The sequence below is a fragment of the Agrobacterium pusense genome (assembly GCF_013285525.1).
GTDB lineage: Bacteria > Pseudomonadota > Alphaproteobacteria > Rhizobiales > Rhizobiaceae > Agrobacterium > Agrobacterium pusense.
Genome location: NZ_CP053856.1, coordinates 668,989 through 689,699, shown reverse-complemented (window position 1 = coordinate 689,699; position 20,711 = coordinate 668,989). Strand labels below are relative to the sequence as shown.

The 20,711-nt window shown below is 59.6% G+C and carries 20 protein-coding genes; 6 read left to right on the top strand and 14 right to left on the bottom strand.

What is annotated here, in order from left to right; translation table 11 throughout:
* Positions 1–31: 31 nt before the first annotated feature.
* Genes HQN82_RS03365 through HQN82_RS03355 form a run of 3 tightly spaced genes read left to right on the top strand, consistent with a single transcriptional unit; the run spans position 32 to position 4,320 of the window.
* The gene (locus tag HQN82_RS03365; RefSeq protein ID WP_173614545.1) at positions 32–2,827 is read left to right on the top strand and encodes a DUF2339 domain-containing protein; all 2,796 of its coding nucleotides are present in this window, start codon (positions 32–34) and stop codon (positions 2,825–2,827) included.
* On the top strand, positions 2,824–3,468 hold the full coding sequence (locus HQN82_RS03360; RefSeq protein ID WP_006699400.1) for an HD domain-containing protein: 645 nt from the start codon (positions 2,824–2,826) through the stop codon (positions 3,466–3,468). Before HQN82_RS03365 ends, HQN82_RS03360 begins: the two co-directional genes overlap by 4 nt.
* Before the next feature lie 9 nt (positions 3,469–3,477).
* Entirely contained in the window at positions 3,478–4,320 is an 843-nt protein-coding gene (locus HQN82_RS03355; protein ID WP_173614996.1) for an MOSC domain-containing protein, read from the top strand.
* Positions 4,321–4,596: 276 nt separating this feature from the next.
* On the opposite strand, the gene HQN82_RS03350 is transcribed toward HQN82_RS03355, so the two are convergent.
* Entirely contained in the window at positions 4,597–5,331 is a 735-nt protein-coding gene (locus tag HQN82_RS03350) for a class I SAM-dependent methyltransferase (protein ID WP_173614544.1), read from the bottom strand.
* Between the two features lie 164 nt (positions 5,332–5,495).
* Between HQN82_RS03350 and HQN82_RS03345 the strand changes: the two genes are divergently transcribed.
* Complete coding sequence (locus HQN82_RS03345) at positions 5,496–6,713, top strand: MFS transporter (RefSeq protein WP_004440927.1); 1,218 nt, start codon at positions 5,496–5,498, stop codon at positions 6,711–6,713.
* Positions 6,714–6,726: 13 nt separating this feature from the next.
* Here HQN82_RS03345 and recO read toward each other — a convergent pair whose 3' ends face one another.
* The 11 genes from recO to rpoZ all read right to left on the bottom strand — a co-directional run bounded on the left by recO (position 6,727) and on the right by rpoZ (position 15,981).
* On the bottom strand, positions 6,727–7,491 hold the full coding sequence (gene recO / locus HQN82_RS03340; protein ID WP_006699397.1) for a DNA repair protein RecO: 765 nt from the start codon (positions 7,489–7,491) through the stop codon (positions 6,727–6,729).
* Between the two features lie 56 nt (positions 7,492–7,547).
* On the bottom strand, positions 7,548–7,925 hold the full coding sequence (locus tag HQN82_RS03335) for a response regulator (protein WP_004440922.1): 378 nt from the start codon (positions 7,923–7,925) through the stop codon (positions 7,548–7,550).
* Between the two features lie 130 nt (positions 7,926–8,055).
* On the bottom strand, positions 8,056–8,808 hold the full coding sequence (locus HQN82_RS03330) for a Crp/Fnr family transcriptional regulator (RefSeq protein WP_004440919.1): 753 nt from the start codon (positions 8,806–8,808) through the stop codon (positions 8,056–8,058).
* Between the two features lie 146 nt (positions 8,809–8,954).
* Complete coding sequence (era, locus tag HQN82_RS03325) at positions 8,955–9,905, bottom strand: GTPase Era (RefSeq protein ID WP_022555902.1); 951 nt, start codon at positions 9,903–9,905, stop codon at positions 8,955–8,957.
* Positions 9,906–9,987: 82 nt separating this feature from the next.
* Entirely contained in the window at positions 9,988–10,701 is a 714-nt protein-coding gene (rnc, locus tag HQN82_RS03320) for a ribonuclease III (protein ID WP_004440914.1), read from the bottom strand.
* Positions 10,698–11,444, bottom strand: a complete 747-nt coding sequence (gene lepB / locus HQN82_RS03315) for a signal peptidase I (RefSeq protein WP_003509951.1) — start codon at positions 11,442–11,444, stop codon at positions 10,698–10,700. Before lepB ends, rnc begins: the two co-directional genes overlap by 4 nt.
* Before the next feature lie 207 nt (positions 11,445–11,651).
* Positions 11,652–12,056, bottom strand: coding sequence for a holo-ACP synthase (acpS, locus tag HQN82_RS03310; protein WP_004440912.1), 405 nt, complete (start codon positions 12,054–12,056; stop codon positions 11,652–11,654).
* Entirely contained in the window at positions 12,053–12,631 is a 579-nt protein-coding gene (locus tag HQN82_RS03305) for a DUF2062 domain-containing protein (RefSeq protein ID WP_006699396.1), read from the bottom strand. Before HQN82_RS03305 ends, acpS begins: the two co-directional genes overlap by 4 nt.
* Before the next feature lie 249 nt (positions 12,632–12,880).
* Complete coding sequence (locus HQN82_RS03300; RefSeq protein ID WP_003496944.1) at positions 12,881–13,027, bottom strand: hypothetical protein; 147 nt, start codon at positions 13,025–13,027, stop codon at positions 12,881–12,883.
* Between the two features lie 197 nt (positions 13,028–13,224).
* Positions 13,225–15,459, bottom strand: a complete 2,235-nt coding sequence (locus HQN82_RS03295) for a RelA/SpoT family protein (protein WP_004440906.1) — start codon at positions 15,457–15,459, stop codon at positions 13,225–13,227.
* Positions 15,460–15,591: 132 nt separating this feature from the next.
* On the bottom strand, positions 15,592–15,981 hold the full coding sequence (gene rpoZ, locus HQN82_RS03290; protein WP_003521126.1) for a DNA-directed RNA polymerase subunit omega: 390 nt from the start codon (positions 15,979–15,981) through the stop codon (positions 15,592–15,594).
* A gap of 392 nt (positions 15,982–16,373) precedes the next feature.
* Between rpoZ and HQN82_RS03285 the strand changes: the two genes are divergently transcribed.
* A complete protein-coding gene (locus HQN82_RS03285) occupies positions 16,374–16,943 on the top strand; it encodes a LabA-like NYN domain-containing protein (RefSeq protein ID WP_004440903.1) in 570 nt (189 codons plus the stop codon).
* Between the two features lie 215 nt (positions 16,944–17,158).
* Complete coding sequence (locus HQN82_RS03280) at positions 17,159–18,658, top strand: globin-coupled sensor protein (protein WP_173614543.1); 1,500 nt, start codon at positions 17,159–17,161, stop codon at positions 18,656–18,658.
* Positions 18,659–18,826: 168 nt separating this feature from the next.
* Here HQN82_RS03280 and smpB read toward each other — a convergent pair whose 3' ends face one another.
* On the bottom strand, positions 18,827–19,309 hold the full coding sequence (gene smpB / locus HQN82_RS03275) for an SsrA-binding protein SmpB (RefSeq protein ID WP_004440898.1): 483 nt from the start codon (positions 19,307–19,309) through the stop codon (positions 18,827–18,829).
* Positions 19,310–19,470: 161 nt separating this feature from the next.
* Positions 19,471–20,355: a 4-hydroxy-tetrahydrodipicolinate synthase gene (dapA, locus tag HQN82_RS03270; RefSeq protein WP_004440897.1), complete on the bottom strand. Its 885-nt coding sequence runs from the start codon at positions 20,353–20,355 to the stop codon at positions 19,471–19,473.
* Positions 20,356–20,711: the final 356 nt, after the last annotated feature.

Sequence of the window (20,711 nt, the reverse complement as noted above, 5' to 3'; positions counted from 1 at the left end):
TTAAAAACAGCTTCATAATTGGAGAGTCCGTTTGGAAATCCCGCTGTTTATCCTCGCCCTTGTCGCGGCCTTCATCTACACGCTGGTCGCAAGCATCCGCAATTCAAGCCGCATCAAGTCGCTCGAACGGGAGGTTCACAGCCTCAAGCGGCTGATGGCGGCGGGCGTGGCCGCTCCTGCTGCGGCACTGGCGGAAAACACGGAAACCGCCGAAAAGACTGATTTCGCAGCAGAGACGGAAGGCCAAACGGCGCTGGAACCAGCGGGCATCCGGGATGAAGATGCCTTCGAGCGTTCAGAAGCCAGCACCGCTGCGGCGGATCAAGACGTGGCGCGCGAAGACGCCCCCGCTGCGCCACTCGCCGATGCCGTATCCGTGGCGGCTTCTGATACCGCGTCTGCCCCGGCAGCGAAAGAAAGCTTCGAAAGCCTGCTCGGCGCGCGCTGGGCGGTTTGGGCGGGCGGGCTGGCGCTGGCGCTCGGCGGCATTTTCCTCGTCAAATATTCAATCGAATCAGGCCTGCTCAGCCCGGCGGTCAGGCTATCGCTCGCCGCCATTTTCGGCCTCTTTCTCGGGCTTGCCGGTGAAGCGATACGCCGCAAGGCGGTGCCAGGCATCGCCACCACCTACTCCAATGCCATGATACCGGGTGTGCTCACTGCGGCCGGCGCATTGACGCTGTTCGGTGTGGTTTATGCGGCTTATGGCATCTACGACTATATCGGCCCCGGCACCGCCTTTATCCTGCTCGGCCTCGTCGCCTTCGCCACCATCGGCCTGTCGTTGTTGCACGGACAGGCGCTCGCCGGTCTCGGACTTCTCGGTTCGATGCTGACGCCGGCGCTGATTTCCACCGAAACGCCGAACATCTGGGCGCTCTTCGTCTTCCTCACCGTCTCTTGGCTCGCAACCGCGGCAGCGGCGCGCCGGCAGGGCTGGACGGTGGTCCCGTCGCTTGCCAATGCCGGACTCGGCCTCTGGGCTCTCGGATATATCGGCTTTTCGGATGCAATCAGTGCCGAACCGCCGACTCTTGCCCTGCTCATTATGCTCGCTGGCACGATCTTCCTTTGGCCCGGAAAACAGTACGACACCACGCCTCCGGACGCTGCCGAAACGGCGGCTCCCGAGCGGCGCGCGATTCGCATCATGCGGCTTTTGCTGCGCCCGTCGCTCGCCCTCAACCTCACCGTACCGATGGCGGTGATCCTGCCGGCCATCGGCTTCCTCTTTGCCGAAGGCAGCGTCGATACTCACCCGGCGCTTATCGTTTCAGCGCTTATTGCAGCTCTTGCAGCACTCGGTGCTGCCCGTGACTATGCCGTCTGGCCGGCGATCATCGCCGCGCTCGGCGCGCAGTCTGCGGTGTCGCTCATGTCGCGGCGTGGCATCGATTTTATTGGTCTCGTGAATGATACCGGCGTGACGCTTCCGCCCGTGGGCACAGGCTACGCTGCGGAAATTGCCATGGCGCTCGGCCTTGGGGCTATCTTCGTGCTGTGCGCCTTTTCCTTCCTGAAACGCAAGGGCGCAGAAGATGCGGATTTCGCCCAGCTCTGGGCTGGCATTGCCGCCCTGTTCCCTGTCTGGCTCGCCACGGCGAGCTTCGTCGAATATGGCAATCTCGGCCGCGACTGGCTGCACGCGGCCTATGGTCTCGGCCTTGGCTTCGTGCTGCTTGCCGGTGCTGAATGGCTGCACCGGCGCAACAGTGAGGCCTATCGCAAGCCGCTGAACATTTTTGTGCTCGGCTCCTTCGCCGCCTTCGCGCTCTGCCTGCACACGCTGACGGAAGGGCTCGCGACGACAGTGCTGCTGTCCGTCATCGGCTTCCTTTACGTGCTGGCGAGCCGCTACCGCAACTGGGATATACTGCCCTGGGTCATGGCTGTCGCAAGTGTTGCCGTTCTTGGCCGGATCGCCTGGGAGCCGACAATCGTCGGGCCGCAAAATCTCGGCACGACGCCGGTCTTCAACGCGCTGCTGCCGGGTTATGGCATCCCTGCCTTGCTGGCCATCGTCTCCGCGTGGCTGTTGCGCGACTGGCCGGGCATGCGGATCAAGAACTTCCTGCAGGCCATCGCCAGCGTCATGGGACTTCTGGCCGTGGCCATCCTCGTTCGCCACGCAATGAATGGCGGTACGCTCGACAGCAATGTGCCGACTCTCGGCGAGCAGTCGATCTACACGCTGCTGACCATCGGCTTCTCCGGTGTCCTGATGACGCTGGATTTGAAAAGCCCCAGCCCCGTCTTCCGTTACGGCTCGATGATCGCCGGCGTCATCGCCGTCATCAACGTGCTGACGATGCATTTCTTCACGCTCAACCCCTATTTCACCGGCGAGAATACCGGCCGCATACCGGTCCTCAACCTGCTGCTGATCGGTTACCTTTTGCCGGCATTCGCTTATGGCGGCCTCGCCTATTACGCGCGCGGAAAACGTCCGCCGCCCTATGTCAGCATGCTGGCGGTGGCGGGAGCAGCGCTCGGTTTTGCCTGGGCCACGCTTTCGGTGCGCCGTTTCTGGCAAGGCGAGAACATTGCTGACTGGAAGGGCTTTATGCAGGGCGAGACCTACAGCTACTCGGTGGTCTGGCTGCTGATCGGCGTCCTGCTGCTCGTGCTTGGCTCGCGCTTTAATGCCCGCAGCCTGCGTCTGGCATCGGCCGCCTTCGTGCTGATCTCGGTTGCCAAGGCCTTCCTGATCGACATGAGCAACCTCGAAGGCGTGCTCCGGGCGCTGTCCTTCATCGGGCTCGGCGCGGTGCTCATCGGCATCGGCCTGTTCTACCAGAAAATCCTCACCCGGAAGCCGCAGGCATGATCGCTGCGGAGGCTTTCGCGCCCCATGCGGCGCTTGCGCAGGATTTGATCCCGCACGCCGCCGATGCGGGCGACGGGTCGCATGATCTGGCCCATATTCACCGCGTCTTCCGCAATGCCATGCGCATCCATGCGGGTGAAGGCGGCGATGGCACCGTGCTGGCGGCCAGCGTGCTGCTGCATGATTGTGTGGCCGTGGAGAAAAACTCGCCCTTGCGGGCACAGGCATCACGGCTGGCGGCAGAAAAGGCTTCAGGCATTCTGGCCGGCCTCGGCTGGAAGAAGCAGGATATCGACGCCGTCACGCATGCGATCATCACCCACAGCTTTTCCGCCAATATCGAGCCGCAGACGCTGGAGGCTAAAATCCTTCAGGATGCCGACCGGCTGGATGCCATAGGCATGGTGGGCGCGGCGCGCTGCTTTTATATTGCCGGACGCATGGGCTCCGCACTTTACGATCCGGTCGACCCCTTGGCGAAGGAACGGCCGCTTGATGACCGCGCTTTTGCCATCGACCATTTCGAGACCAAGCTGTTCAAGCTGGCAGATGGTTTTCGCACAGAGACCGGCAGGCAGATGGCCAGAGCCCGCCATGAGCGGCTGAAACAGGTGCTGGACCTGTTTCTCGATGAAATATGAGGAAGCATGATGCGCGTGACAGAGCTTAATATCTACCCGCTGAAAAGCGCGCGCGGCATTTCCCTCCCGGACAGCGCCGTGTCGGCCGAGGGTCTGCCGGGTGACCGTCGCGCCATGCTTGTGGACCCGTCGGGCCACTTCATCACCCAGCGTGAATTGCCTGCCATTGCCACGGTTCTGGCGCGGCACGAGGACGGGGGCATGTTGCTTTCGCGCGACCAGCACGGCGAGATCGTCGCAAGGCCATCCGGCGAGCGCATGGATGTGGCGGTATGGAAATCGATCGTCAGCGCCAATATGGCCGACGCTGTGACCAATGACACGCTCTCGGCATGGCTCGGACGCGAAGTGAAGCTCGCCTTTTTCGATAACGCTTCCAAACGCATCGCGAGCCTCGAGTGGACAGGCAATGAAACGCCCGTCACCTTTGCGGATGGCTACCAGATCCTTGTCACCACCACCGCCTCGCTTGCCGCGCTGAACGACAACATGCGCGAAAATGGCGAAGACGGCGTTGGCATGGAGCGGTTCCGGCCCAATATCGTGCTTGAGACGGACGAACCATGGGCGGAAGACGCGTGGGAGGCCATCGAGATCGGCGGCATTCGCTTCGATCTCGTCAAACCCTGCGCCCGCTGCATCATGACCACGCAGGATCAGACGACCGGCTCCCGCGATGTGTCCTCTCCCATGAAGGCCATGGGCCGCATCCGCATGTCCGCAGACCGGCGCGTGCCCGGCCCGCTGTTCGGCTGGAACGTGACACCGCGCGGTGAAGGCAGGCTGTCTGTCGGCGACGTCGCAAAGGTGATCGAGGAAAGGCCCGAAGGCTGGGCGATCAAGAGGCGCTAAGTCAGTCCGGTTCAAACGGAATCCTCTGGGCATCAGGCAGCGCTTTAACCTGTCGTCAAACCCTCGCTCCCCTCATCCTGTGCTTGTCACAGGAATCCAGCCGATGCGCGTCTGCGCGGCGAAACAATCCCTCAGCCCAAAGACTTGGGCTGGCTGGATCTCTGTGACAAGCACAGAGATGAGGAGGGACGGAGCACTATGAAACAAGGCAAGCTTCGAGCCTGACGCCCCGATCTCAATCTTTGTGCACCCCGGCGATACAACGCAAGGGTCATGTCACGACTTCTTCACACCGACGATCAAAAAGATCGGGCGGCGGTTTTCATGCTTCAACTCCGGGCGCTCGGCCATCAAAGCCGGATCCGGACGTGGTTCCGCCAGACGCGTCAGGTTGAAACCAGCGGACAGGAGGCCGTTGACGATAGCTGACACGGTGCGGTGATATTTTACCACATCGTCCGCCATCCAGTTGGAGCGGCGCACGCCCTCGTTCTGGTAGTTGTCGAGTGGCCAGTGCAGGATTTCGCCATCCTCGCCGTAAAACCAGTCCTGTTTTTCCAGCGCCGTAAAAACGGGATGCTCGATGGAAAAAATGAAATCGCCGCCCGACTTCAGCACGGCGAAAATCCCTGCGAATGCCACGTCGAGATCGCGGACGTAATGCAGGGCAAGGGAACTCAGCACCACATCGAAACTCTGCCGCGGAAAATCGATGTCTTCGATAGCGGCGCGGCGATATTCGATGCCGGGCCCACCATTGATCTCGGCAGCGCGGCGCAACATGTTCTCCGAGAGATCGATGCCGACGACATGGCGTGCGCCCAGCTCCGCGGCAAAGCGGCAATGCCAGCCGAAACCGCAACCGAGGTCGAGAAAGGACTTGTCTTTCAGCGGGGGCAGCATGGCGCGCAATTCGTGCCACTCGCCGGCCTGACGCAGACCTTCCACGGAACGCGGCATGGCGCTGTAGCGCTCGAAAAACCCGGGATCGTCGTAGATATTCTGTTTCATCGTCGCCTCTTAGGCCGCATTCCATCAATCGCATGAATAATGGCCGTCAAGAAAAGTCGCTAGTGGGGCCGGCTGACAAAAGATAATATTCATCCCATCATTGTGGAATCCGCGGCATGCTTTGCGCTTCTTTCAGAGGCGGGCGCTGCGAGGGGGGAATATTCATGTCGCAAGCCACTCGCCAGAGCATGCCCTGGCTGATTATCGCAGCCGGGTCGCTGATTGCGGTCATGACGTTCGGCCCCCGCTCCGCCATGGGCTTTTTCCAGTTGCCGATGCTGGCCGATACCGGCTGGGATCGTTCAACCTTCGGCCTTGCCATGGCGCTGCAGAACCTCTTCTGGGGTCTCGGCCAACCCTTCTTCGGCGCCATCGCCGATAAGTTCGGTACGGGCCGCGTGCTCGTGCTCTCGGGCTTTCTTTATGCGACGGGCCTCATCTGCATGTCCTTCGGCACATCGCCCTTCTGGCTGCATTTCGGCGGCGGCGTTCTCGTTGGGCTTGGCATTGCCGCAGGGTCGTTCAGCGTCATCCTTTCCGCCTTCGCCCGCCATGTCACGCCGCAGCAGCGTTCATTCGCCTTTGGTATCGGCACGGCGGCGGGTTCGGCAGGCATGTTCCTGTTTGCACCTATCAGCCAGGGGCTGATTTCCACCTATGGCTGGTCGGACAGTCTCGTCTGGCTCGCCGCCATGATGATGCTGGTGCCGCTGCTCGCCTTTTTCATGCGCGGAAACTCGTCCTCCGGCACCCAGTCGCAGGCGCAGTTCCAGCAGACCGCGGGCGAAGCGCTGAAGGAAGCGCTTGGCCACAAGAGCTATCTGCTGCTGACGACGGGCTTCTTCGTCTGTGGTTTCCAGGTGGCCTTCATCACCGCGCATTTCCCGGCCTATCTCGGCGATATCGGTATCGAACCACGCTACGCGGTGATTGCCATGGCGCTCATCGGCTTCTTCAACATCATCGGATCGCTGGCCGCCGGCGTCATCGCACAGCGTTATTCCAAGCCCTATTTCCTGGCCTATATCTATATTGCCCGTTCCGTGGTCGTGACTGCCTTTCTGCTTTTGCCGCAATCGCCGCTTTCAGTCATTCTCTTTGCTTCCGTCATGGGCATCCTCTGGCTCTCCACCGTGCCGCCCACAAATGCGCTGGTGGCCATCATGTTCGGCACGCGCCATCTCGGCATGCTCGGCGGCGTCGTGTTCCTCACCCACCAGATTGGCTCGTTCCTTGGCGTCTGGCTGGGCGGCTTTCTTTATGACAGGTTCGGTTCTTACGACCTCGTCTGGTGGCTTGGCGTCGGCATGGGGATTTTTGCGGCCGTCGTGCACTGGCCAATTGAAGAACGCCCCGCCCCACGGCCGGCCTTCGCCCAATAGCGATGGCCCGGAATTAACCGGCCCTGTCCAGTGCGGGCGGCGACCCCCTGCGCTCCAAAGCCTTCAGCGCCGCCTGCACGAAACCGTCGCGGGCGGCGTTTTCATTGAGCCCGCGCGGATCGTAGACATGGCGGTTGAGGAAATGGGCGGTCAGGCGAAAAGCTGCCGCAAGGCTCTCGGGATCAGCGGCTTTCGACTGGCCTTCGCCGAGAAAAGCCGGAAGCGACAGCATCCGGTCCGCATAGGGCGCTCCCGCCGTGCGGCAGACCGCCCTTCCCGTTTTCGGCGAGACATAGATGAGATCGTTGCGCAGCCCCGTCGCCGCACATTCGGTAAGATCAAGCCCGAAACCGAGATCATTCAGCACCGCCAACTCGAAGCGCACGAAAAGTTCGCCTGCATCGGCCGGGTCGTGGAGATTATCGAGAATGATATCGAGCGCCTGATAAAGATGCGGATGCGGATCGCGCTCCGGCAAAAGCCTCAGCAGCGCCCCCATGGCCTGGACGCCGTATACGGCGGTGGCCGTTTCCATCAATTGCGCCGCGCGCAGTTGCAGGGGCTCGATGCGGTATTCTCCGAGATGATCGTCAAGGCGCGCGCGCCAGACGACGTCTACCCGGTTTCCCGCCTGCAGCACCGGCTGCATGCTGCGGGAGCGCCCGGAGCGCACCATGCCGAGATGGCGGCCGCGTGTGCGGGTCATCACCTCGGCGATGACACTCGTCTCGCCATGGCGCTTTACGCCGAGAATGATCGCCTCATCCTGCCACTGCATGAAACCTGTCCGAATTTCGATTCAAGCCCGATCATAACCGATCCGGCGGCGAAACGTTATTCTTTTACGGTAACACGCGCCGCATCGACGAGGCGGAGGACGAAATCGGTGATTTCGTTTTCTCCGAAAGGCTTGCCGAGCAAGGGCGCATGCAGGAGATCTTCGGGGAATCCGGTCGTGTCGCCGTAACCGCTGACAAAACCGAAAGGAATGGACGCAGACCGCAAGTGGCGTGCAAAATCATAGCTTTTACCGTCAGAAAGGCTGACATCGAGAAGCACGCAATCGGCGCCATCCTCTTCGAGAGCCTTCCTCGCCTGCGCAAGCGTCGTGGCGATGATAACGGTCTCCACACCCATCGACTGGAGAACCGCCTCAACATCGAGCGCCACCAGATATTCATCCTCAACGATGATAACCCGTTGTGGCACCATATTTTTCTTCCTAACAAAGAGAGCCGTCAGGCTCGAAGCCGTCGTCTTCGAAACGATTCTCCAGTGAGATATCATGGGAGCAGTCGCAAATTGCGGCTCGCCCGTCATTTAAAAAAGACATGTCGGAAGATCAGATAAACGGTCTCTGCCGCTTGCCGTCGCTTTCCCAGCCCGCAACTTGCGCCAGTCCGGCGTCATCCAGCACCAGACAGCCCTTGTCCGTCCAGCGGATAAGCCCGCGATCGACGAGCTTTCTCAGCGTCTTGTTGGTGTGGACGATGGAGAGGCCGAGCGTATCGGCCACGTGCTGCTGGGTGACAGGGATCGTCGCCTCCCCCTGCAGCAGCGCGACCGCTTTCGCCCTGCTGTAAAGGAAAGCGATAAGGTAGGCCGCGCGCTCAAGCGCCGTGCGACGGCCGATGCTGAGCAGATGACTGTCGAGCATGCGCTCTTCGCTCGCCGCAATCCATGTCAGATCATAGGCAAGCGTCGGGTGGTCGGTAAAGAGATTGTTGAGGCGCGATCGCTCGAAGACGCATAGCGTGACCGGCGACAAGGCCTCAACCGAGTGCTGCATCTCCCCCATCACCGTGCCCTGCAGGCCGACGAGGTCGCCCGGCATCACGTAATTCAGGATCTGCCGCCGGCCGTCCTCCAAAGTCTTGTAGCGAAATGCCCAGCCCGCAAGAACCGTGTAGAGGTGAGCGCTGTGTGAGCCTTCCATCAGAATGACGGAGCCGCTCTCCACCGCCAATTCCCCCGTCTTGAAACGGGACACGAAATCCAGTTCCGAAGAAGAAAAGTCCCTGAAATGCGGTAGATCGCGCAGCGGGCATTGCTGGCAGGGGGTGGTGGAAATCCCGTTCGGTTTTTTGGGTGACATGATTATCCATCATGAAAAAAGGTTGCGCCCAATTGTTTTTGGAACAACCCGTTCCAAGGATATTCGGTTCCCTGCCGGGAACAAAGACATCGCGCTCCTCCCACCGCGTTTCTGTATCCTCACAGAAACGCGGGAATGACGCGCTTTCAGCCTCGCGGGAATTCCAGCCCCATTTCGCGGAAACGCTCCGGGTCGTCGCCCCAGTTCTCGCGCACCTTGACGAACAGGAAGAGATGCACCGGCTGTTCGAGGATTTCCGAGAGTTCCTTGCGCGAGGCGGTGGAGATCGCCTTGATGGCATCGCCGTTCTTGCCGAGCGCAATCTTTTTCTGGCTGTCGCGCTCGACATAGATCACCTGCTCGATGCGCACTGAGCCATCCTTGCGCTCTTCCCACTTTTCCGTCTCGACATGCGAGGCATAGGGCAGTTCCTGGTGCAGGCGCAGGAACAGCTTTTCGCGGGTGATTTCGGCGGCAAGCTGGCGCATGGGCAGGTCGGAGATCTGGTCTTCCGGATAATACCATGGGCCTTCCGGCAATTCGGCAGCCAGATAGTTCATCAGGTCTTCACAACCGGAGCCATTGGTCGCCGAGATCATGAAGGTGCGGTCGAAGGCGACCGTCTCATTGGCGGCGGCGGCGAGCTTCAGGAGGTCTTCGCGCTTTACCTGGTCGATCTTGTTGAGGCAGAGGATTTTCTTCTGGGGGACGTCCTTCAGGCCTTCGAGAATCGCCTCAGCGTCGCCCTTCAGGCCGCGCTCGCTGTCGATCAAAAGAAGAATGAGATCGGCGTCCTTCGCGCCGCCCCAGGCGGAGGTGACCATGGCGCGGTCCAGCCGACGGCGCGGCTTGAAGATACCGGGCGTGTCCATGAACACGATCTGCGCGTTGTCGTGAATGGCGATGCCGCGCATGACCGCACGCGTCGTCTGCACCTTGTGGCTGACGATGGAAACCTTGGCGCCCACCAGCCGGTTTACCAGCGTCGACTTACCGGCATTTGTAGGGCCAATGAGGGCAACGAAGCCGGAGCGGGTCGGAAGGGCATTGTCTTCGCCTGTCGAGGCGGGGTTTTCGTGATCGGTCATGATATCCATTCAAGGTCAGAGGTATTCAACATGCGGCCAGAGGGCTCGCCATGCGCTTGATAGTCAGCTGCCGTCGCCGGTCAGCTCAGTTTCAGGTAGAGCTTTTCTGCCAGACGCCTTCGCGTTCCAGCAATCTGGTTGCCGCCACCTGCTCGGCCGCGCGCTTGGAACGCTCGACGCCGGTTTCCGGCTTTACGCCGGGAATTTCAACAGTCACCGTAAAGCGGGGATCGTGATCCGGTCCGGAGCGATCGTCAACCCGGTAAGATGGGGTGACCGCAAACTTTGCGTGCGCCCATTCCTGCAGTTCCGTTTTCGCGTCACGCCGTCCGGCATCCACGCTCGTGGCACGGCCCTGCCAATATTTCAGAATGAATTTGCGCGACGCATCGAGGCCGCCATCCAGATAGATGGTGGCAATCAGGCTTTCGACGACATCGGCGCGCACGTTCAGCATCGCCTTGCCGGTGAGTTTCTTGACGTCGGATCCGGTGCGGATGAAATTGTGCAGGCCCATCTCGTCAGCGATCGACGCGCAGGATTCGGCGCTGACCAGTTGGTTCAAACGCACCGAAAGCTCACCTTCGGACGCATTGCGGAAGATGGAGAACAGAAGCTCTGCAACGCAGAGACCCAGAACGCGGTCGCCCAGAAACTCCAGACGTTCGTAATTGCCCGCCGCGGCGGAGCGGGCGCTGGCATGGGTCAAGGCCCGGTCGAGCCGGGCCTTTTCCTTGAACTCATATCCGATCAACGCTTCCAGACGGGAAATCTCGTCCGCGGAAAGCGGCTTGGTCTTGCTCATCCCACAACCTTGAACAGGCGGTCCCAACGCATGTTGGCCGGCCATTCCCAAATGCGGCTGAACGGCGTGTCGTTGCCCAAAGAGAAGAAGATGACGCTGGCGCGGCCAATCAGGTTTTCTTCCGGCACGAAACCGACATCGAAGCGGCTATCTAGCGAATTGTCTCTGTTGTCGCCCATCATGAAATAATGGCCTTCGGGGACCACGAATTCGCGGGTGTTGTCGCCGCGCGAGTCGGGCGACTGATCGAGCGTGTCGTAGGTAACGCCATTGTCAAGCGTTTCGCGGAAAACGGGTACGTTGGCGCCCGGATCGGCGCGATAATCCGACGTGAAGGTGCCGTCGGGCTGCTTGGGCACCGGCTGGCCGTTGATGAACAGCACGCCATTCGTGACCTGAATTCGGTCGCCCGGCAGGCCGACCAGACGCTTGATGTAATCCACTTCAGGATTGGGCGGCAGGCGGAAGACCACGACATCGCCGCGCTTCGGCTTGCTGAATTCCAGAATGCGGCCCGAAAACAGGTTCGGCGAGAAAGGCAGCGAATATTTAGAATAGCCGTAGGAGAACTTGTTGACGAAAAGATAGTCGCCGACCAGCAGCGTCGGCATCATCGAGCCCGACGGGATGGTGAAGGGCTGAAACAGCACGGTGCGGATGACCATCGCCAGCAGCAGCGCCTGAATGATGACCTTGACGTTCTCCCAAAGGGCGTTCTGCTTCTTTTCCGCTTTTTCCGACACTTAAAGACCTGCCTGATTGTTTCCCGGCTTCTTCGATCCAAGAAGCTGACGGGCCGTTGCTTATCGCGCCTGGGGCGGGTGATGCTGTTTCACGCGGCCCGCAACGCTTTCATATTTCTGCGACTTCTCTAGAACCTTTCCAGCCCGAAGGGAAGCGCTTCTGTGACAGCCGTGCAAATAGAGCGCGCCCAACGGTGCCCCCAGGCGTCAATCGATCACGGGAAGCGCCTCGATGATCACAAATGCCTGAGCGTAAGGGTGGTCATCCGTGATCGTCAGGTGAATATTGGCGCGATGGCCTGCGGGCAGCATGGCCGCCAGTCGCTCCCCTGCCCCGTTTGTCAGCACCATGGTGGGCTTGCCGCCCGGAAGGTTGACGACGCCCATGTCCTTCCAGAAAACGCCGTTCGCAAGGCCGGTGCCAAGCGCCTTGGAACAGGCCTCCTTGGCGGCGAAACGCTTGGCATAGGACGCGGCGCGGTTCTTGCGGCCATCGGATTTGGCGCGCTCGATATCGGTGAAACACCGATGGGTGAAACGCTCGCCGAAGCGCTCGATCGATTTTTCAACGCGCCGGATGTCTATCAGGTCGCTTCCCAATCCAATGATCATTTCAACATCTCCAGAGAAGCATTCTTGTTGGCGGCGCGATGCGCGAGATTTTCCATCTTGCGGCGCTGAAAACCGTTGATGAGCCCATAAACGGCGATATAGGCGATGACCGCGCTGATGATGGCTGGCGGAACCGCACCAATGGTCATGGGTTCCAGTACCGGCGTCCATATCTGCCGGAATTCAAGATGGCTAAACAGCGCCACGAAATCCACATGCGCAGCACTTTCCGACGTCTTTCGCCCGAGAATGACATGTCCCAGCTCCCAGGTGGAGGCCCAGATGAAAGGAAATGTCAGCGGATTGGCGAAAGTCGTACCGAGTGCCGCCGCCACGAGGTTGACGCGCATGAGGAAACCGAGCGCCATGGCAATGATGATGTGAACACCGAGAAACGGCATCCACGCCACACCCACACCGATGGCGACACCGGCGGCAATGGAATGGGGAGAGGCGGAAAGCCTGAGCAGGCGCAACTTCATATAGCGCAACGAACGGGAAAAACCCGTTCGCGGCCAGAAGAGGTCGCGAATCTTCTCTGAAAAACCAAGGGGTTCACGGCGGCGAAACGGCATGGGGGCAGTCTACTTCATCACCCCGGCCGAGCCAAGAGCGTGGTAGGCAACAAAGAACTTTTGCCCGGTTATCCCACGCTGATCATTGCAAATGCAGCATACCCGATCAGTCACACTGGACAGCGGCATGGAGGAGACGCGCTGAGGCGCGTATCTCCTGGGCTTTCGGTGCACAGGAAAACACAGGCCATTACCGCCGCGCTTTCCGTGTCCATACGCATGGCGATTGGCTGCCATGCGCTGAGCGCATTACCGGCGGAACAGGCCGCGGTCGATTTCGCGCTGACGGAACTCGAGGTCGACATTCGATACCGAGCCGCTGAGATATTCGAATTCGCGTTCCTGGGTGGTCTTGCCACGAACGGCGCGGGCGATCTTGCGAAGCGGAGTAAACATGATTTTCGGTCCTTTCGGTTTGGAACTGGCGTTTCTCATCGGTGTTCATCCACCGGCACGCCGCGTTTCCTTCTCTTCAATTTCTGAGAGGAAAATAGTCGCAAACCGCATTAACCACCAGAGACAGGAAAAGGCCGCTGCCATGCGCAGAACGCATAACAGCGGCCTTCCGCTATCTCAAAGGCATCAAAAATGCCTCAATCAAAGGCACGCGTGACCGTGGAGACGCAATCCAGATCCTTGAGCTGCGACAGAAGCTGGTTCAGCTGCCTGAGATCCCAGACTTCCACGTCCAGCGCCAACTCGGAGAAGTCAGTACCGATGCGGACCATGTTCAGCCCGCGAATATTGACGTCGAGCGTTGCGATCGACTGCGCCACCGAGGCAAGCGTGCCCGGCTCGTTCAACGCATTGATCATCACCCGCGCCATGAAGCGCGACTTGTTCGCTTCGTCCAGATCCCACCGCACATCGATCCAGCGTTCCGGCTCGTCGTCGAAGCGCTGAAGCGCCGGCGCCTGGATTGGATAGATGGTGATGCCCTTGCCTTTTTCCATGATGCCGACGATGCGGTCCCCCGGAACGGCACCGGCCGGCCCGAAATGCACATCGACATTGCCGGAAAGGCCACGAATGGGCAGCGGGTCAGGCCCGTCGAGCATTTCGGCCGCACCGTCATCCTCCAGCGCCGAACGGGACTTGCCCGGTATCTTGAAGACCATGCCCGAGGCGCTGCGCATGTTGAACCAGCCGTCGTCACCGGTCATCTTCACCGTCACGCGCTCGTCCTGATAATCCGGGAATACCGCGCGCAGCACATCGAGCGAGGAAACCTCGCCACGGCCGACGGCCGCGATGGCGTCCTCGACATCCTTCTGCGCCAGCCGATGCAGGACCGGCTTCAGCGCCTCCTTGGAGAAGGCCTTGCCGGCGCGTTCGAAGGTGCGCTCGAGAATGCGATAACCAAGGCCGGAATATTGTTTGCGGATGGCCATACGGGTGGCGCGGCGAATGGCCGAGCGGGCCTTGCCCGTCACCACCACCTCTTCCCATGCGGCGGGCGGCACCTGCACGCCGGAGCGGATGATCTCCACCTCGTCGCCATTGTTCAGCCGGGTGACGAGCGGCATGATCCGGCCGTTGATCTTGGCGCCAACGGTGGTGTCGCCGATATTGGTGTGCACCGCATAGGCAAAATCGATGGGCGTCGCGCCGCGCGGCAGGGCAATCAGCTTGCCCTTGGGCGTGAAGCAGAACACCTGATCCTGAAAGAGTTCCAGCTTGGTATGCTCAAGGAATTCTTCCGGGCTGTCGCCTTCCGCCAGCGATTCGATGGTGTGGCGCAGCCAGGAATAGGCGTTGCTTTCCGGCGAAAGCAGATCGCCCTCCCCGTTTTCGCCGTCCTTGTAGAGCGCGTGGGCGGCAATACCGAATTCGGCGATCTCATGCATGCGCTTGGTGCGGATCTGCAGCTCGATACGCTGGCGCGACGGGCCAACGATGGTGGTGTGGATGGAGCGATAGTCGTTCTGCTTCGGCGTGGAGATGTAATCCTTGAAGCGGCCCGGCACCACACGCCAGCGTGTGTGCACGATGCCGAGCGCCCGATAGCAGGAGGGAATGTCGTCGACCAGAATGCGGAAACCGTAGACGTCAGACAGCTGCTCGAAAGAGAGCGACTTCGATTGCATCTTGCGAAACACCGAATAAGGCTTTTTCTGCCGACCCTTGACGCCCGCGCCGATGAGGCCGTTCGCCACGAGCAATTCACGCAGCTCGTCCTCGATCTTCTTGATGAGGCCTTCATTGCGCGTTTCCAGTTCCTGCAAACGGTTTGTCACCGTCTCATAGGCTTCCGGATTGAGATAACGGAAGGACAGGTCCTCCAGCTCGTCGCGCATGTCCTGCATGCCCATGCGGCCGGCGAGCGGCGCATAGATTTCCATCGTCTCTTCGGAAATGCGGCTGCGCTTGTCGGCCGGCATGTATTCCATGGTACGCATGTTGTGCAGGCGGTCGGCGAGCTTCACCAGGAGAACGCGCACGTCATCGGAAATGGCGAGCAGCAGCTTGCGCAGGTTCTCCGCCTGTTTCGCCTTGCGGGTGACGAGATCAAGCTTCTTGAGCTTGGTCAGCCCCTCCACCAGCCGGCCGATGTCTTCGCCGAATAATTCGTCGATTTCAGCGCGAGTTGCGGTGGTGTCCTCGATCGTATCGTGCAGCAACGCCACCGCGATGGTCGATTCGTCGAGATGCATTTCAGTGAGGATTGCGGCAACTTCCAGCGGATGCGAGATGTAGGGGTCGCCATTGGCCCGCTTCTGCTGGCCGTGTTTCTGCATCGCGTAAACATAGGCCTTGTTCAGCAGGGCCTCATTCGCATCCGGTTTATATTTTTGAACCCGCTCAACGAGTTCGTATTGCCGCATCATGCGATATTCCACAAAAAGAAAGCGCGCCAACCTTGGGGTCGGCGCACAATGCTGCATCAATAAGGATCAGATTATGACGGCAACTATTGACAGACGGTAACCGCCATCTGCCAAAGGCGTCATAAAACCGGATCAATAATCGTCATTTTTTTCCGGCGGCACAAGGCCTTCGATACCGGCCAGCAGTTCTTCTTCCGACATCTGGTCGAAGGTGACGGTCTCCGGCTGGTCGTCTTCTTCGCTGTCGGCAGCGGCGGCAGCGAGCGTGACCGGATCGGGCTCGGGCTCGTCCACTTCCACGTGCTTCTGCAGCGAATGGATAAGGTCTTCCTTCAGATCGTCGGGAGACAGCGTCTCGTCGGCGATTTCACGCAGCGCAACGACGGGGTTCTTGTCATTATCGCGGTCAACCGTGATGGAAGAGCCCTGAGAAATCTGGCGCGCACGGTGGCTGGCGAGAAGCACCAGCTCGAAACGGTTGTCTACTTTATCAATGCAATCTTCAACTGTGACGCGGGCCATTGCCTGTCCTTTGCGGGTCGTAATGTCGTGGATCAGAGCGCCGTGCGGTCTTCAGGATGCACAAGGGTTGCTCTAACCTATTGAATCTGCGCTTCGTGCCTTGCGGAAAACACCTGGAATTTCTCGCGACGAAGCTTTCCAGCTTCCGATACAGCCATTGGCCGCGGAATTCAAGTTTTTCCTGTCTTTGGCGTCTTTTGGCACCTTATCCTCGATGTTTGGCGCCTGATGAACAAAATGTCTGGAAGAATTGTCTTGGAATAAGGGGGAAGGTAGCTTACTTAAACGCAACGGCGGTACGCAAAGCGCGTTGATACGACATGATATTTAGCGCTATCGACCGGATATAAAAGCCAGATAATGGCCTTTCCAAAAAAAAGGAATGGGATGGAATGTTCGATCCACGGGAGAAAATTGCGCTCTTCATAGATGGAGCCAATCTTTATGCAGCATCGAAAAGCCTGGGATTCGATATCGACTACCGCAAGCTTCTGAAGGCGTTTCAAAAGCGCGGCTATCTGCTGCGCGCCTATTATTACACGGCCCTGATCGAAGATCAGGAATATTCCTCGATCCGCCCGCTGATCGACTGGCTAGACTATAACGGTTACAAGGTCGTGACGAAGCCGGCGAAGGAATTTACCGACGCGCTCGGCCGCCGCAAGATCAAGGGTAACATGGATATCGAACTGGCGGTCGACGCCATGGAGCAGTCCGAAACGGTCGATCACCTGGTGCTGTTTTCCGGCGACGGCGATTTCACCACGCTGGTGGACGCGCTGCAGCGCAAGGGCCGCAAGGTTTCCGTGGTTTCCACCATGGCCACCCAGCCCGCGATGATCGCCGACGACCTGCGCCGCCAGGCCGATCACTTCATCGACCTGATGACGCTGAAAGCCGAAATCGGACGCGATCCGAATGAGCGCCCTGCCCGGCACGCGGAAGGCCCCGAGACGGTCTGATCCCGATTTCGCAATCACCGATATTTCAAGAACGCGTCCGTCTCAAAGACTGACGCGTTTTTGTTTACCCCCTATCGGCAGGGAAAAATTCCCGCTGAAATTAACAACCGTCAAATCCGGCCGGGGAAAATTATATCTTGGTTAATTTTAGACGTGTCTAAATCAAGTAACGGCACCAAAGACATGATTTGGGTGCCAAAGCAGGATGACTAGACATGCATGGCCAAGAAAAAACCGACCGACAGCTCGAAGAAAGACTGAATTTTCTGGGGCTCGGCCACGAGCAGCGACAGAATCTCTCAGACATGAAGGGCGTCATCACCGGCTCTCTCGATGCGTCGCTGGACCGCTTCTATGCGAAAGTGCGCTCGGTGCCGGAGACGGCGAAGTTCTTTGCCAATGACGCACATGTGCAGCACGCCAAGGGCATGCAACTCAAACACTGGACGAGAATCGCCTCCGGTACATTCAACGCGGACTATACAAATGCCGTGACCGCGATCGGCCGCACCCATGCCAGACTGGGGCTGGAGCCGCGATGGTACATTGGCGGTTATGCGCTGATGCTTGACGGCATCGTCAAGGCCCTGATCGAGTCGGAGTTGAAGGGCCTATTCATGGAGAAGAAGGCCAGGAAGGTGAAGGACGCCTTGTCCGCCACCATCAAGGCCGCCCTTCTGGACATGGACTATTCGATTTCCGTCTATCTCGACGTGCTCGCCGCCGAGCGGCATAAGGTAGAGGCCGAACAGGCGCAGATGAAGAAGGAGCAGGACCATATTCTCACGCTCCTCAACAGTGCCCTCGACCGGCTGGCCAACGGCGACCTCACCTCCAGCATCAACGAAAAGACCGCGCCGCAATTCGAAGGGCTGATCGCCAATTTCAACACCGCCGTCGGCAATCTCGCCGGTGCATTCGCCCAGATCGTGGAGGAAGCGAACAAGATTTCCGGCAATACGCGCGAGCTCACCTCCGCCACCGATGACATGGCCCGCCGGACGGAGCAGCAGGCGGCCGCGCTTGAGGAAACCGCCGCAGCCGTTGAGGAAATCACCACCATTTCCAGATTGTCGGCGCAACGTTCCGAGGAGGCCAAGGCCATCGTCGAAAGTTCGGCCATCGAAGCAGCACGCTCTCGCAATGTGGTGACGGATGCGGTGAAAGCGATGGGCGCCATCGAGGACTCGTCGCAGAAGATCACCCAGATTATTTCCGTCATTGATGAGATTTCGTTCCAGACCAATCTATTGGCGTTGAACGCCGGCGTGGAAGCCGCGCGCGCCGGCGAGGCTGGCAAGGGTTTCGCCGTCGTCGCCCAGGAAGTGCGTGAACTGGCGCAACGCTCCGCCACCGCCGCAAAGGAAATCAAGACACTGATCGCCAAGTCTTCCGAGGATGTGATGCAGGGCGTTTCGCTGGTGAACAAAACGGGTGAATCCCTGAATACGATCGGCAGCAAGGTCGATCACATCAAGGATCACATCACCTCGCTCACCAAGGCGGCGCAGGAACAATCCGTCGGCATTCAGGAAATCAGTGCGGCGATCAACAGCATGGACAATCTGACGCAGCAGAATGCGGCGATGGTGGAAGAGACCAATGCAGCCACGCACAATCTGAGCGATGTCAGCGCCAACCTGGCGGCGCTTGTCAGCCGGTTCAGCGTTTCGACGACGAAGACGCATGTGGAGCGGACGTACCGGGCGGCGTGACGGGCGCAGCGGGCAGTAACACACTCCCGTCATCCCGGCCTTGAGCCGGGATCCAGCCAGCCCAAGTCCTTGGGCTGAAAGGGCTCTTCTCACAGCGCAGACGCGCTGCGACTGGATGCCGGATCAGGTCCGGCATGACGGAGGAGCATGCTGCGAAAGGCGGCGAACTTAGGCCGCCCCACCCTTCAACAACCGCGACTTCTGCCGGTTCCAGTCGCGTTCCTTCTCCGTCTCGCGCTTGTCGTGCAGCTTCTTGCCCTTGGCGAGCGCCAGTTCCAGCTTCGCACGGCCCCTGTCGTTGAAGTAGATCTTGAGCGGCACCAGCGTCATGCCTTCGCGGTTGATGCCAGCGCGTAGGCGGTTGATCTCGCGCTTGCTCAGGAGCAGCTTGCGGCGGCGGCGCGGCTCATGGTTGAAACGGTTGGCTTGCAGATATTCCGGCAGGTGGGAATTAATGAGCCAGATTTCATCGCCCTCGTCCGACGCGTAGGATTCGGCAATGTTCGCCTTGCCTTCGCGCAGCGACTTGACCTCGGTGCCGGTCAGCACCAGTCCTGCCTCATAGGTGTCGACGATTTCGTAGTTGAAACGGGCCTTGCGGTTTTCCGCAACGATCTTGTTCACCACGCGCTGGCTGCCTTTGGGGGCCATGATATTTCAATCCCTTGTTTTTCTTATTGCGCCTTCGGCCTGCCGCCGAGAGCGGTTTTCGAACCTCTATTTAGTATCGTCGCCACGAAAAGAAAAGGCGCGCGGGACGGCTTCTGCTGCGAAGCGGTCCATTGCGCGCCTTCTGGCTTTTCAGACCTGTCTCAGTTCATCAGGCCGGCATGCTTCAGCGCCGCATCGATGGCTGCTTCGGTTGCCGGTTCCAGCGTGCTCATCAAGGGCGAACGCACACGGCGGTTGCCGCCGCGCGTCTTCGACAGCGCATATTTTGTGCCGCAGACGCCTGGCTCCATGAAGATGGCCTTGTGCAGCGGCATCAGGCGATCCTGGTACTCCAGCGCCTTGGCATAATCGCCGGCAAGCATCGCCGCCTGGAATTCCGAACAGAGGCGCGGTGCCACGTTGGCCGTGACGGAAATGCAGCCGACACCGCCATGGGCGTTGAAGCCTAGAGCGGTACCGTCTTCACCCGAGAGCTGGACGAAATCCTTGCCGCAGGAAATGCGCTGTTCGGAAACACGGTCGATCTTGCCCGTCGCGTCCTTGACGCCAACGATGTTCTTATGGGCCTTGACCAGGGCGCCCATGGTTTCCGGCAACATATCCACCACCGAGCGCGGCGGAATATTGTAGATGACGATGGGCAGCTTCACCGCTTCCGCGACGGCGGAGAAATGGGCGAACAGGCCCTTCTGGGTCGGCTTGTTGTAATAGGGGGTAACCACCAGCAACGCATCCGCACCCGCTTCCTGCGCATGCAGGGCCAGCTCGATCGCTTCATCGGTATTGTTGGAGCCTGCACCCGCAATGACCGGAACCCGTTTCGCCGCAACCTCGATGCACAGTTCAACGACACGTTTGTGCTCGTCGTGGGAAAGCGTCGGGGATTCCCCCGTCGTGCCCACCGGCACAAGTCCGTTACTGCCTTCGGCGATCTGCCATTCCACATGGGCGGCGAAAGCCTTTTCGTCCACGGCGCCATTGTCCGTGAACGGGGTAATGAGGGCGGGAATTGATCCCTTGAACATGCAAAGCTCCTGGCGCCGAGCCGGTTCATGCTTCGGCCGCATTCGATGGTTAAAACCGGCACACATTAGTGCCAGCCCTTGGCGCCGACAAGCGCAAAGGCAGCGTATTTTGTCCGAAATTGTCGGAAGTGTGACAGTGTTCGGGCCGTGATCTGCAAGCATTAAATGCACATAGCGAAAAGCGACATTGCTCGCGGGCCGGTGAATAAAAGTTGATTGAATTGCAGGGTCGCGCTTAACATTTCATTAAGCCTGAAATCCCAAGATTTCCAGGCGGGAGATCAGACCTTTTTTCGGCAATCCCGCTGCAATGTAGCGATATTAGAAGAAAGTCGGCAACTCCGTTACACGATGAA